The 14,580-nt window shown below is 42.6% G+C and carries 10 protein-coding genes, 1 pseudogene and 1 riboswitch; of the genes and pseudogenes, 8 read left to right on the forward strand and 3 right to left on the reverse strand.

What is annotated here, in order from left to right:
* Positions 1–562: 562 nt before the first annotated feature.
* On the reverse strand, positions 563–1,225 hold the full coding sequence (locus tag MLD56_RS12230; protein ID WP_029515335.1) for a YczE/YyaS/YitT family protein: 663 nt from the start codon (positions 1,223–1,225) through the stop codon (positions 563–565).
* Between the two features lie 114 nt (positions 1,226–1,339).
* Between MLD56_RS12230 and MLD56_RS12235 the strand changes: the two genes are divergently transcribed.
* The 4 genes from MLD56_RS12235 to MLD56_RS12250 all read left to right on the forward strand — a co-directional run bounded on the left by MLD56_RS12235 (position 1,340) and on the right by MLD56_RS12250 (position 3,273).
* Positions 1,340–1,792 (forward strand): MarR family winged helix-turn-helix transcriptional regulator, encoded by a 453-nt coding sequence (locus MLD56_RS12235; protein ID WP_029515334.1) that lies wholly within the window; start codon positions 1,340–1,342, stop codon positions 1,790–1,792.
* Between the two features lie 26 nt (positions 1,793–1,818).
* Positions 1,819–2,337: a spermidine/spermine N(1)-acetyltransferase gene (locus MLD56_RS12240; protein WP_029515333.1), complete on the forward strand. Its 519-nt coding sequence runs from the start codon at positions 1,819–1,821 to the stop codon at positions 2,335–2,337.
* A gap of 83 nt (positions 2,338–2,420) precedes the next feature.
* Positions 2,421–2,519, forward strand: a riboswitch (guanidine-I (ykkC/yxkD leader).
* Positions 2,520–2,613: 94 nt separating this feature from the next.
* Positions 2,614–2,955 carry a DMT family transporter gene (locus tag MLD56_RS12245; protein ID WP_029515332.1) on the forward strand — a complete coding sequence of 114 codons (342 nt, stop codon included), beginning with the start codon at positions 2,614–2,616 and terminating at the stop codon, positions 2,953–2,955.
* Positions 2,956–2,958: 3 nt separating this feature from the next.
* On the forward strand, positions 2,959–3,273 hold the full coding sequence (locus MLD56_RS12250) for a DMT family transporter (protein ID WP_029515331.1): 315 nt from the start codon (positions 2,959–2,961) through the stop codon (positions 3,271–3,273).
* A 146-nt stretch (positions 3,274–3,419) separates the two neighbouring features.
* On the opposite strand, the gene MLD56_RS12255 is transcribed toward MLD56_RS12250, so the two are convergent.
* Both MLD56_RS12255 and MLD56_RS12260 read right to left on the reverse strand, forming a co-directional pair.
* Complete coding sequence (locus tag MLD56_RS12255) at positions 3,420–4,073, reverse strand: helix-turn-helix domain-containing protein (RefSeq protein ID WP_029515330.1); 654 nt, start codon at positions 4,071–4,073, stop codon at positions 3,420–3,422.
* A gap of 857 nt (positions 4,074–4,930) precedes the next feature.
* Complete coding sequence (locus tag MLD56_RS12260) at positions 4,931–7,777, reverse strand: alpha-amylase family glycosyl hydrolase (RefSeq protein WP_029515329.1); 2,847 nt, start codon at positions 7,775–7,777, stop codon at positions 4,931–4,933.
* A 538-nt stretch (positions 7,778–8,315) separates the two neighbouring features.
* On the opposite strand from MLD56_RS12260, the gene MLD56_RS12265 reads away from it, so the two are divergent.
* The 4 genes and pseudogenes from MLD56_RS12265 (at position 8,316) to MLD56_RS12280 (ending at position 14,462) form a co-directional block, all read left to right on the forward strand.
* Positions 8,316–10,412, forward strand: a complete 2,097-nt coding sequence (locus MLD56_RS12265; protein ID WP_080658562.1) for a starch-binding protein — start codon at positions 8,316–8,318, stop codon at positions 10,410–10,412.
* Positions 10,413–10,633: 221 nt separating this feature from the next.
* Positions 10,634–10,750 (forward strand): annotated as a pseudogene (locus MLD56_RS12270) (hypothetical protein); the annotation flags it as partial.
* 315 nt (positions 10,751–11,065) lie between these two features.
* Positions 11,066–13,762 carry a sensor histidine kinase gene (locus tag MLD56_RS12275; RefSeq protein WP_029515326.1) on the forward strand — a complete coding sequence of 899 codons (2,697 nt, stop codon included), beginning with the start codon at positions 11,066–11,068 and terminating at the stop codon, positions 13,760–13,762.
* Entirely contained in the window at positions 13,755–14,462 is a 708-nt protein-coding gene (locus tag MLD56_RS12280) for a response regulator (RefSeq protein ID WP_029515325.1), read from the forward strand. The genes MLD56_RS12275 and MLD56_RS12280 overlap by 8 nt, the downstream gene beginning before the upstream one ends.
* Positions 14,463–14,580 lie beyond the last annotated feature (118 nt).

The following is a 14,580-nucleotide window of genomic DNA, read 5'->3' on the forward strand; positions in this document are numbered from 1 at the left end:
CACTTTGAGTAAGCTCAATGAACTCTAACAAAAGAAGACCCGCGTTTCAATAACGCGGGTCTTCTTTTGTTAGAAATTGCTGGTTTGATTCATATGCAGTTTAAAGACCAATTTGATTAAACCATCATTTTAATTACGATAATTCCAATCAATGCAAGAATTAAGCCGAATATCTCTTGACGACTCATTTTTTCTTTTAGATAGAATTGAGACACGTTCTAAAAGTGTCCCTTCATTTTTTTGATTTTTTTGTTTTGCTCATTAAAAGTTACATCTGTTGAAGAAGGAACTTGTCTAATCTTAATTACAAAGGCTATAAAACAAGATGGCCAGTATGCCCCATTGCCAGTCTTGATACTGTCCTACTTGCAGATCTCGCTTGTATCTAACAACGATAAGAGAGAGGATAATTACAGAATCCGACTAGCTGCACTAAAACGGCGTCTCTTCCCAAAGCAAAGGAGCTAGCAGGATAACAAGCGCAGGCGTTAGTCCCGAAAAAAATGCTATGACTGAAGCTCGACCAAGACAAACTTAAGATCGAAACAAAGAGATATGAGCATCAAGCTTCAGTCTCAACTTGGATATTACATCTTTTATCTTTCTCATGATTTGGTGATGTAGCAGAGTGTGTTAATATGCGGTCAAGTATTTTTTTAGTAAATGGCATAAAGTAATTGAGTATTAGCCCCCCTAAACAAACGGTTAACAAGGTTCCAATGCCAATGGGTCCGTTTAAAAGGACTGCTATGATCAAGAATATAAGGTAGATGAATGTTCTCGAAAAAAATAGATTTGTTCTAGTAAATTCTTGTATGATTAATGTTAATCGGTCAACTGGAATGGGTGCAAAATTTGTCTGTAAATATGTTGCAGTTCCTAATCCTACAACAACTAAACCAATTCCAAAACAAACAACTTTGCTGTACCATAGTTCAGGTGTTATCAAATTGTGTAATAAAAAAAGCCACATATCAATACCAATACCCGTTATAAATGCTGTTAACAACCCCAAAACTTCTGGTGTTTGTCTTTTTAAAAGCGAATTACAACCTATCAATATTATAGCTATTATGATTTCCCAACTTCCCACAGTAAGCCCCACATTTATAGACAGTCCTACTAAAAGTGCATCAAAAGGTGAAGCCCCAAGGTCTGATTGTATAGTGAACGAAATTCCAAGGGATAATATAAAAATTCCTAATACGAAAAAAATATATTTCAATTTACTCGACCTCTTTAATATAATTTTATGTTGCAAATGCAATAAAAATAAGGTAAATTCAATATATATCATTTTTATTGCATTTGCAACAAAATAGGGGTAAAGGAGTCCATTATGAAGGAAGTACTTCGTGAAATTGGAATGATCGCAAGAGCATTAGATTCTATAAGCAATATTGAATTCAAAGAATATGACCTTACAAAAGGACAATATTTATACCTTGTACGAATATGTGAAAACCCAGGAATCATTCAAGAAAAGTTAGCTGAGATGATAAAAGTAGATCGAACAACCGCATCTCGTGCTATAAAAAAACTTGTTATCAACGGATTTATTGAAAAGGAAGAGGATCAGCATAACAAAAAAATTAATAAACTCTTTCCAACAGAAAAAGGGAATAAAGTCTATCCTTTTATAAAAAGAGAACATGATTATTCGGATAATGTTGCATTAGCGGGATTTTCGGAAAGTGAAGTAAACACCATTTTTAATCTTCTTCAAAGAGTAAGAAAAAATATAGGTGATGAATGGGAATTTGTAAAAAAAGGGAACAAGAGAAATTATTGATTTACATGAAGGAGCGATAATTTAAAGTGACTGTAAAAATAATAAAGTGCAGCCGTGAAGATCTACAAATACTCCAAGAAATAAGTATTGAAACATTCAACGATACTTTTAAGGATCTGAATTCACCTGAAAATATGAAGGCCTATCTGGAAAGAGCATTTAACTTTAAACAGTTGGAGAAGGAATTGTCCAACGTCTCTTCAGAATTCTTTTTCATCTATTTCAATGAAGAACTTGCTGGATATTTAAAGGTAAATATGAACAATGCCCAATCCGAAAAAATGGGTAATGAGTCGCTCGAAATTGAGAGGGTTTATATAAAAAACAGATCTCAAAAACATGGGCTTGGTAAATATCTGCTAAATAAAGCTATGGAAATTGCAATGGAACATAATAAAAAGAAAATCTGGCTCGGTGTATGGGAAAAAAATGAAAGCGCCATTGCTTTTTATAAGAAAATGGGGTTTGTTCAAACTGGCGCACACTCTTTTTATATGGGTGATGAAGAACAAATTGATTTCATAATGACCAAAACAATGATATAAGTTTAGGGAGATATACGAATTTTTATTGATTTTATATTGTGATTGATTCACTACTGTGTATAATGTTAACTAAAATTGAATTCAAAAATGTTTTCTAGGGTTCCGCGATGTAATATCGGCTGGTCCGAGAGAAAACTCACAGTCGTCGTACTGTGCCACGGAGGAATAAAAGCCTGGGAGAAAAACTGCTGTATGCAGTATTCTCTCAGGCTTTTTTTATTGCTGCTATAAATTCATACTACATTTCCAGCATTATCTAAAAGGAGGAAGCACAGAATGAACAAGACATGGTTATCTGTTGTAGTTGCGGCATTATTCGAAGTTGGATGGGTCATCGGCCTGAAACATGCCAGCGGCTGGTTAGAATGGGGGGGCACTTTAGTTGCCATTTTAGTAAGTTTCATACTCATGATTATGGCTTCCCGTACGCTTCCGGTAGGTACGGTGTATGCAGTATTTGTCGGGTTGGGAACGGCCGGCACTGTATTAGCAGAAATTTTGTTGTTTGGTGCTGAGGTAAAGGGATCTAAATTGTTGCTAATCGGGGTGCTTCTGCTCGGAGTTGTAGGACTCAAAATACAGAGTAAAGAGAAGAAACAAGGAAAAGAGGTGCACTGACGTATGAACTGGGTATTTCTTATTTTGGCAGGCGTATTTGAGATGATGGGAGTTCTCATGATTAATAAGCTCTATAAAGACCGGAATTTCCTGTCTGCTTTTTACTTGCTTGCAGGCTTTGGATTGAGCTTTTTGTTTCTATCCCTGGCCATGGAAACACTACCAATGGGAACGGCCTACGCTGTCTGGACCGGTATTGGAGCTTCTGGCGGAGCCATATTGGGCATGATCTTCTACAGTGAACCGCGTAATACCGCGAGGATTCTGTTCATCGCGATGGTACTCGGTTCAGCAGTTGGCCTAAAGCTGGTAAGCTGAATAATGATGGAATTAGAAAAACTGCTGCTCATCTTAGAACAGCAGCGAACTATCTGAATGCTTATGGTAGCTAGAAAAGACCAGCGTGCAGACAAAGTATCGATAAGAAATTTTGTCTGCATGTTTTTTTGCATACTCTTAGCCTTCTATCTCTGATCTTCAGGATCGCCGCGTTGTGTTTTCAGTTTTAGAAAATGAAGAGTCATTTGAAGCTTCAGGCGAATATCACCATCGCTTAGATCAACCTCGAAAAGCTCACGTATCCTGTTGATTCGATAGAACAAAGTATTTCTATGAATAAAAAGTGTTTTAGCAGCAAGATTTGGAGTGTCCACATATTGAAGATAGGCTTCAAGGGTGGGCAGTAAACTTGTTTTGTGGCCATTGTCATAAGCAATTAACTTTTGGATAACTGGATGGCAGAAGTCAGCGAGATCGTTCTGTTCCGATATGATCCTTCCAATATGCTCGCAGAGATAGTCCTCATACATATACACTGGCTTGTTTGAATTAAGTTGGAAATCAATCTCGACGGCGGTTAGGCATTGCTTATAATATTTTCGCAAAAAAGTTAAATGACTAAAGCAGTTACTCAGCGAAGCAGTTAGACCGTTTACTTGGAGAAATTCTAGAAATCGTTTGTCTTCAGCAATGATTTTACAGGATGAATCAACGAGGGAAATGAGAAATACAATGCGTCCCTGATATACGATCCAGCGGCTATCCGGTAGCAATTGGATCATATGCTGTGCAACTAACTGAACTTTCCCGTCAAAAAAGCTGTTCTTCAGGTCTGTCAAGGTCATCACTCTTAGGTAGGTGTAAGCGTCCAGTCCAGATGAGCCAGTCGCATTGCGATGACATTAGCATCATTGAGCTCGCCTGTGAGCAGTTCGGAAAGCAAAAAGCTATGCATCATTCCTTGACTACAATTATAAAAGTCGTTCTTTTGCAATTCTACCGAAACCAGCTCACAAAGAAATTGCACTCAGTTCAAAATCAATATCTGTAAATTTACGATCCAGTTCCATAACACTGACCTGCGCGAATTCTATACCATGTACGTACACCAAAGCTGTTATCCAACAGTCGTTGGTCTCGGGATCGCGTGAATAATAAACTGCATTTCACCGAAGGTCAGCGCGTTACTGTTCCAACAGGGGTTTCCTTATTTCCCAAGGAGCTGCCCACGCCTCCCCGAAGCTGGGTAGAACGCGTCTATAATATTACGTACTGGGAGAAAGCGAATAAAGGCGGTCATTTCGCCGCTATGGAAAATCCTAAATTGTTTGCCGACCATCTAAATCATTTTTTTCATTCATTAAGCGTCTGATAGCCTCTATCCTTCGGGGAGCAATGCAGGGGGGATAAACAACAACGGAATGGACAAGAGAGCAGGGTACGTGCTCACGCTTTATAAGTTCTAGGGGCGGGATAACCCACTAATACTTGATGGTTGTTGGTCATTAAATATACGGAAGAATTTACGCACATAGAAGCTGTCGTTGGGGCATCTTGGTTCACTCCCATCCGTTAAAAATTTAGTTCAGAGCAATATCCTGACTCTCTCTCTTAGATATACTTTTTAATTGGAAGCAACCTTAGCACAGTGCAATACCGAACTGAGGTTGCTTCAGTTATCTAAGACATACTACCGTTATTTCAGATAGGTTCCCGTTTCTCCAATTCCACCTCTACCATTCAATACATATACCCTTGCATTTCCTTTGCCGGAGCATGTCAGGGTAATCTTGCCATCAGTAACGGTTTTGGAATCACCGGTCACCGCATCCACATAGGTTCCGTTCGGAATTCCGGTAAACGTGGCGTTTCCTGAAATCGTGACCAATGCAAAGCTGTCAATGCCTTTGGCACTGTCGGTATATCTTCTCTTAAACGCCAGATTGCCCGACACATTCTCTGTGGAATACTGGCCTTTTTGCAAGGCGGGAACAGCTCTTCTGATTAAATTAAGCTGTCTGATATGTTTCGCCAGAGGATGGTTGAGCGATTCCGCAAGCGTGCCAGTAGCATTTGTGTATTTGCCGTAATCTTGTACCGTAACATTGCCTTCCACGTGATCGCCGAAATATGCTCGTCCCGTTTTGCTTAGCGGTGCGTTTGGACCTGTATCAATAGTTGCCCCTTTTTGAAACTCGATTTCGGAGCCGTAGAAGATAGCGGGTATTCCGCGGAAGGTGAACATCAGATCGAGATTCTCAGCCCAAGTGTCCTGTGTGCCCGCGAATCTTTGATTTTCCGGAGCCTGGTCAGGAGCATAGTCATGCGAGTCGACATAGGTTACATTCCACGTAGCATCATTATAGTATTGGTCGCCACTTCTCATATTGAATGCTTCATGCGCGGTCTTGAATGCCCAATGCATTGGAAAATCAATCACATCCATGCCCGATTTCATCGAATAGTCAGGCGTATGATAGGTATTTCCGTTTAAGAGAGCATTGTTCGAGGTTGGCTGTCCTGCTGTAGTAGAGTTGTCCGTCCACTCTTGTTCAACTGACGCTTTATTGGAGGCGTAGTCATTCTTTCCATCGCCCGGATACGATTTCGAGCTTTTCCAAGTATAGAATGGCGTCGAGATCGCCGGAATTCCACTGTTCCAAACATCTCTGTAACGTGTGGCTACTTCTCCAAAAATATAGAAATCCGAGCCGCCTCTTGTTTTCCAGGCAGGAATATAGTATTTATTGAAAATATACCGGCTCACATGCTTCACCGTATCGACACGGAAAGCGTCAACACCCATGTCAATATAGTGATTGTAGGTATCAATTAAATATTTGTTAACTGCAGGGTTTTCCGTGTTCAAATCCACGCAATCTCCCGCTATCTGACCAGTCTGAACCGTATAGGATTCCCAGGAAAGACTTTTCTCTGTATGGTAAATGTTATTGTTCGTTCCCTCGTTCTTCATTAAGGCGAGCCTTGCCTGATACTGCTGATCGGGTGTCATAGTATCATAGTTTGGTGGCAGCTTATCCGTAGTTTTCACCAAGTTGTTAGCAGTATCCGGTTTAGCCGGATCTTTCTTGAACATGGGGTACAGATTCTCTTCACCGAAATTACCCGTATGATTGACGACGATGTCCTGAATAACCTTCAGCCCTTTGGCATGGGCTGCATTGATCAAATCCTGATAAGAAGCTCCCGCCGATTCATACCGTGGGTCTACTTTGGCAAAATTTAAAGCATGGTAACCATGGTAATCATAACCGCTGGCATTTTGCACAACAGGTGTAATCCAGATGGCGCTGAATCCGAGGGCTTTGATATAATCGAGCTTTTGAATCAGCCCCTTAAAGTCTCCTCTCCAAGCCGGGTCCGAATCTGGATTGCGCGCCTTTCCATCATCCCATGCGTGCACGTTGTTGCTCGGATCACCGTCATAGAACCGAGAAGTAATCACGAAATAGATGGTGTCTTCCCGAAAATCCTTCTTATTTCCAATATTATAAACAAAGCTCTGCTTGGTTTGATTACCAGCGCCGTCTATAACGAGAAATTTTAATGTCGTAGTCTTGGAGATAAGAATAGACGGTCCAGTCAATCCGGTCAGCGCGTTGCCGAGAATATAGACTTTTGAGCTTGTGGTTGGTTCTGTACCATCCTCCGTATAGTATGCCTTGGTCGTTGCCGCCTTGTTATCTTTCAGGTTAAAGGATACAGTCACCGAGGAATCAGAATGCCCGGCAGGCAAATTCGCTGTGATTGTCGGAGCTTGCAGATCTGCATTCAGGTCAATTACATAATCAAAAGAGGATGCATTTCCAGTTTGACCGATTGAGTTGATACCGAAGGCCTTAATGGTCAAAGAGGAAGCAACTTGGATTGGAGAGGTATACAAGGTCGAGGATGTCGTAGGTGTCGAACCATCTATCGTATAGTAAATCTTATCATCACTGTTGGTGCTGGAAAGCGTCACCGTTTGGGACGAATCATATGTTTTGGGTACAGGAGAGGCGGAAATCGCCGGAATTTTAGGCATTTCCGGGCTGACATCATACCATGTGTTATCTGTGTAATACCAGCCCTCTTTCACACTGCGGGACAAGTCGGCCGTTTGTTTGCCGCTACTGTCATTGAAAATGAGGCTTGAGCCTGTGGCATCGGCAATGGTGTAGCTGTACCAGTCATTTCCATCCGACTTCATCAGGATTCCCGGCCACGCCCCGCTTATCGGAACGCTTGCCGGATTCAGATTCCAGTAATGGATTCGAATCGCTGAATTCCAGCTTGAAGGTTTCTTAAAGTGAACCGTTAACCCAGTTTGAGTTGATTTAGTTGTTGTGGTAGGTGCATACGTTGCGGTAACGGTAGACGTGATCGAAGCGGTTGTCGATGGAAGAGCAGTCGCTGTGGAATTCGTGTAGGTGGCTGTATAATCGTTGTTACTCGAAGCTACGCCGGGTAAGCCGAAGAAGTTGAAGCAAAGCGATAAAATAATCAACCAAGAAATAAAACTCCCAGTTTTTTTTCTTAGCAAGTTAACAACCTCCTGATAATATTTAGTGGAATGGATTTTGCAACCGGTTGCATTAAAAGTAAAAAAAAGAAAGGCATTTATTTGGATAAAATAGATTCATTGATCGCCTCCTCCATGGTATGTAGGGAAATAAATCATTGTACGCGCTTACAAAAGAAAATATGAAAAAAAACATCCACAGGGCACTATGCCAATGATTTTTCCTTTTATGATTATATCAACCATACTTTTACTAGTCAATGCAATTGCAGGGACATTATTCAAATCTAAGAAAACCAGTTCGTAATTGAAGTCAACGTCCAAAAAGTCTTGAAGGCACAGTGAATAATAATGAGGGGGAAAAAAGGCCGTTGGAAATTTATCTTTAATATAAGCATTGACAAATTGTAAAATAAATGAAATCATGTCGTTGAGCTCAATTATGTGCAAACGATTGCCCATTTTGGAAGCGTATACATGTTGTTTTGCCCTCTTTTATTTACTCCTAATCTCTCAAGAGAGGTTGGTTGTAAAATAAAATTTAAAAGGAGAGTTTAGTATGAGGAGGAAGACAAGCCCCATCTTGAGGCGTACCTGGAGTATCGTTCTTTTTGTCGTATTGTTGTTGCAAACGATTGGCTTTACTCCCGAAGCACAGGCGAATGCCGATGTTCGGCAGTTAGGAGGTTCGGATGCGAAGCTATCGGCTGTCGCAAACTACGAACTCCCGGAAAGAACGAAGGATGGTCTTATTTTTCATGCGTGGAACTGGTCTTTTGACAACATCACCAGGAACCTTCCGGAACTGGCTCAGGCGGGATTTAAAGCGGTGCAAACTTCGCCAATCCAAGCCAGCAAGGAAGGGTTGACAGAAGGCAGCAAGTGGTGGATTTTGTACCAGCCCATCAACTTTAAAATCGGCAACTCTCAATTGGGAAGCAGGGATGATTTCAGACAGCTTTGCCAGGAAGCGGATAAATACGGCATAAGTATCATTGTTGATGTTGTCGCCAATCATACGGGGAATGCGGGCGGTGGAAATCAGCAGTATCAGCCGGCGCATAATGTTGATTCGGCAATCAAGAATAACAGCTATTTCTGGCATGAGGCCAGAGGTGTGGAAAACTGGAATGACCGTTGGCAAGTCACACAGTGGGGAATTGGTCTGCCCGACCTCAACACGTCTAATCAGGAATTGCAAGATATCATTATCGGCTTCCTGAATGACGCCATTTCCTTGGGCGCCGACGGCTTCAGATTCGACGCCGCCAAGCATATTGAGTTACCCAACGATCCGGGGGGCTCCAACTTCTGGCCCCGGGTACTGGGTTCGTTAAACAATAAAGATAGACTGTTTAATTACGGAGAAGTGCTTCAAGGTGGAGCTGACAACTTTGCCGGCTATGCCAATTACCTCAGCTTGGCCGCCTCCAGCTATGGGGACAGTGTCAGAAGCGCCGTTGGTTATCACGGTGGCATCAATGTTGATGCGGCCAAATCTTTTAACGCTAATAATGTAAGCCCCTCCAAATTAGTTACCTGGGTCGAATCGCATGACACTTATGCCAACGACAACAGCGAATCGACGGGGTTGAACGATTGGCAAATCAAAATGGGATGGGCAATCATCGCCTCCCGGGCGGAGACGACCTCTCTGTTCTTCAACAGACCGACAGGAGGTGGGAAATTTGCGAATCGGCTCGGCGATGCGGGGAATACGCTCTGGAAGGACCCGGACGTCGTTGCCATTAACAAGTTCCACAATGCTATGGTAGGTCAAGACGAATACATTAGGACGCAAGGGAATCAAATTATGCAGGTTGAACGCGGAACCAAAGGCATGACGATTGTGAATCTTGGAGGCAATGCTCAAATCAACTCCCCTACCAGACTGGAGGACGGCGTTTACCAGAACAAGGCCAATGGCGGTGGATCGTTTACGGTGTCGAACGGCAGAATTACCGGCCATCTGGACGGAGGCAGGATCGCCGTACTGTATAGCGCAGCGCAACAAACTCCGTCAGTATCCGTCGATCCTGGGGAAGGAGCCTTTTTCACAGATTCTGTTAACGTGAGAATGAACTATTCCAATGCAGACTCGGCAACGTACACTTTGAACGGGGGGCCGGTGACTCCGTTCAGTTCGGGAGATATGGTCAGCATTGGCGCTGGAACTCCAATCGGATCGACGTTTGTTCTGAAAATAGTCGCCGCGAATTTGTCTGGTCAAACAGAGAAGATGTTCAGGTATACGAAGGAGGAACCGAGCTCGGGCATGACCGTTCATTTCTACAAGCCTTCCGGCTGGGGAGTACCGAACATCTACTACTACGATGATTCCGTGACTCCGCTCAGGGAAGGCTCAGCTTGGCCGGGCGTGGCCATGCAGAATGAAGGCAACGGCTGGTATGTGTATAGAGCCCCGGACTGGACGCAGGCGAAGGTCATATTCAACTCAAGTGGAAATCAGATACCCGGATCGCAAATGCCTGGATATGCCGTAAGTGGCGAGAGATGGATCAAGGAAGGACGGATTACTCCGCAAAATCCCAATGGGACAAAACCGACGGTTACGATCGATAAACCGGAAGGAACGCTCCAAGGGGATAGTCAGGAGATCACGCTCAATTATACCGATGTCGACAGTGGTACTTAGAGACTGAACGGCGGTTTTTTACTACCGACCACAAACTAACGATAGGCACGGGCGATCTGCCCGGTGCCCGCTATACGCTGAAAGTGACAGCAAGCAACGCTATAGGGAAAACGAACAATAGCTATACTTTCCCCAAAGCACAAAGCCCAAGCGAAGAGATGTTGACTTCCAAGAAAGAAAATACAGCTTGGTCGGGAGATCCAGGGGAGCGGCTTGTATGAATTGCTTTTGGGAAACCTATCTCATTGCATGAATTCTTTTACCCGCTAATGCAAGGTTACGGCTCGGTCGTTTTGCAATGCAATATTGAGCTTGGCGGTTCAGATCAGCATTTGTCGAGGGACAAGAACATAGTCCTATTGAAAGTCGCTATTTTGGCGGCTTTTTTTGTTGTATAGGCTTTTCAAAAAAACTGAAACTTATTTAAGTTCGCACTTAGCCAGCTTGAGAAAGTTTTTTATATTATTTTGCTGCTATCCTTCCACTGAGAAAGCTAGTATAGAATCAGGATTTTGAGGCTTCTTTAAGGATGTTATTACATAAGAACGGATCTTAATACAATCTTAATGCTGTAGGCAAATTCGTAATACGGTACTGATTTTGCTCATGATATACTAAAGATTGAGAGATATATAATAGAGGGTGGGCACAGGATGGCAGCAAAACAGAACGATGCCGGGTCCATATTTGACCAAATTACTGACTTGCCGGTAAAGCAAAGAAGAGGAAGGCTGAAGGTTTTTGTTGGATATGCACCAGGTGTTGGGAAGACCTGTGCGATGCTTAGCGACGCCCACGAAGAGCAAAAAGAGGGTATAGATATCGTAGTTGGATATATTGAACATTATGCCCGGCCATACACTGCGGCGCTGTTGGAAGGACTTGAACTTCTTCCTTACATCAAAATTTCAAATAAAGAATCCTCAACTAAGGAATTTGATCTGGACCAAGCGCTCCAGAGAAGCCCTGACCTTATATTATTGGACGATTTGGCCCATACCAACGCGGCAGGATGCCGACATAAAAAAAGATATCAAGATGTGGAGGAGCTTCTTCGCGAAGGAATTCATGTATATACGACGATGAATGTTCAACAGCTCGAAAGCCTAACGGATATTGTTTACTCCATTACTGGCATTTCCGTTGACGAACGCATACCGGACAGTGTATTTGACAGTGCTGATCAGGTGGAATTAGTCGATATTGAACCGGATGATTTAATAGGACGTTTGAATAGGGGAAAGATTTATCCTGAGGAGGAGAATACACAGGCTCATTTATTTACCAAGGAGAAGCTGACGGCTCTACGTGAAATTGCTTTGCGTAATACAGCAAGTCAGTTAAACCGAATTGCGGAGCAAATCAGTGAGCAGGCGATAACAAATGAATCTGATACGAAAGAACATATTCTGGTCTGCCTGTCTTCGGCTGCTTCCAATAAGAAAGTGATCCGAACAGCAGCAAGAATGGCGGCAGCTTTTCATGGTCATTTCACCGCGTTGTTTGTGGAAACACCAGAAGCGAGAGAATTGACATCAAAAAATAAAGCGGAGTTAAGGGAAAACCTTAGGCTGGCTGAGCAAATGGGTGCACAAATCGCAACGATGTATGGAGACGATATTCCAGGACAGATTTCCGAATATGTCAAAACAAGCCATGTATCGAAAATTGTCCTAGGACGCTCCCCTTACAAGAGGAGAGGGCTTGCAAAATCCAATGTAATGGATAAACTAACGGCCTTGCTTCCTAATATTGAAATCTATATTATCCCCTATACTCAGTCCTCCTTATATAAAAGATTGCCTTTTTACGAAAAATACCCAATGCTGTCGTTGGCAGATACTATCAAGACCATTGTTATCTTGGCTGTGTGCACAATTATTGGCTTGTGGTTTAAGTATTTGGAATTCCGAGAAGCTAACATTATCACCGTGTACATTCTAGGGGTTTTGTTAAATGCAATTGTGACCAAGGGCAGAATGTATAGCGCCATTTCTTCGGTTATGAGTGTACTTGTGTTTAATTATTTCTTTACCGAGCCTTATTATTCTTTACAGGCTTATGATTCAGGCTATCCGGTCACCTTTCTGGTCATGCTGGCTGCTTCTTTCATGACGAGTACACTAACTATGCGAGTAAGAAAGCAGGCTCGGCAATCCGCGCAAAAAGCTTACCGTACCGAGGTGCTTCTGGAAACAAGCCGGAAATTGCAACAGGCCAAAGACTCTCCGGCTATTATTAATGAAATGGCGCATCAAATGGTGAAGTTGTTGGACAGAATGGTCATTTTCTATTCAGTTGACCAAGGGGTACTGTTGGCGCCGCAGTTTTTTCCAAAGAAAGAATCTGCAGTTGATCCAGGGGTCTACACAGGAGGCTACGAATGTGCAGTTGCAGAGTGGGTATATAAAAACAACAAGCGTGCAGGAGCTACGACGGATACTTTTTTTGGCGCTAAGTGTCTATATCATGCGGTGCGTGGAGGAGATCAGGTTCTTGCGGTGGCAGCTATTGTAATGGATGAGGAAGAACCTTTAGAAGTTTTTGAAAATAGCCTAATGCTTGCCATGCTGGGAGAATGCGCGCTGGCGCTGGAGAAAGAAAAACTGAACGAAAGACAACAAGAGATCTCCATGCAAATCCAGCAGGAGCAACTCCGTGCCAGTCTGCTTCGGTCCATTTCTCATGATTTACGCACTCCTCTTACCAGCATCTCAGGCAATGCGGGGATTCTTCTTGGAAACTCAGAGGTACTAAACGAGGAACAAAAAAAAGGTCTATATACGGATATATATGACGATTCCATGTGGCTGATCAATTTAGTAGAAAATTTGCTGTCCATTAGTCGAATCGAAGGTGGTACTCTAAATCTTAATTTTCAGGCAGAATTAATGGAGGAAGTCATTTCGGAGGCTCTGCTTCATGTGAATCGCAACAGTGTGAAGCATGTCATTCAGACGGAATTGGATGATGAATTGATGATGGCTCGAATGGACTCCCGACTTATTGTTCAGGTATTGATCAATATGATTGATAATGCAATCAAATATACCCAAGATGGCTCTCACATCACGATTTCCGCAAGACACGAAAGACATATAGTCGTTGTAGAAATCTCAGATGATGGCCCCGGTATTTCTTCAGAAGAAGTCAAGGTCAGACTGTTTGAGATGTTTTATACGGCAGACAACATTCATGGGGACGGACGCCGTGGATTAGGGCTGGGGCTTTCTCTGTGCAAATCAATTGTGAATGCTCATGGAGGTACTATTGGTGTTAAGGACAATGTCCCTAAAGGGACGGTTTTTTATTTTACCCTGCAAGCTGAGGAAGTGAATGTTCATGAATAAACCTTTTATCCTTGTTGTGGAGGACGATAAACCCATCCGCAAGCTGATTACGACAACCCTGGAGACACAGGGTTATAAATATCATACGGCTGAAACAGGGGAAGCATCGATTTTAGAAGCAGTATCCAAGCAGCCGGACCTAATGATTCTGGATTTGGGGCTGCCGGATATGGACGGTGTAGATATCATAAAAAAGCTTCGTGCATGGTCGAATATGCCTATTATCGTGGTCAGCGCACGCAGCGAAGATCGGGATAAAATAGATGCGCTGGATGCTGGAGCGGACGATTATCTAACAAAGCCCTTCAGTGTAGAAGAACTGCTGGCCAGACTTCGAGTCAGTTTACGAAGAATTCGAAATGACAGTGATAAGCTCCTGAAGGATGCTTCCAGCTTTATTAATGGAAATTTGAGAATTGATTATGCAGCAGGATGCGTATGGATTGGTGAAGAAGAAATTCATCTGACCCCAAGCGAATATAAACTGCTTTGCCTGCTGGCAAAACATGTAGGCAAAGTACTGACCCATAATTTTATTCTGCATGAAATCTGGGGCAGCCACAGCTATGACATTCCTGCCCTGCGTGTGTTTATGGCAACGCTGAGAAAAAAAATAGAAAAAACATCATCACAAACTAAGTTTATTCAAACACATATCGGAGTTGGTTATCGTATGCTTCAGGTTGGAGATGATGGCTAGGTAATCATATTATAATGATGTAATTAGAGATCATGCTCTTTTGGAGCATGGTCTCTTTATTTTTCATCTGTCATCTAAATCTTAAGGTGATCTTTATACCTATATGAAAACCCTAATC

Origin of the sequence: Paenibacillus peoriae (genome assembly GCF_022531965.1) — a bacterium.
Taxonomy (GTDB): domain Bacteria; phylum Bacillota; class Bacilli; order Paenibacillales; family Paenibacillaceae; genus Paenibacillus; species Paenibacillus polymyxa_D.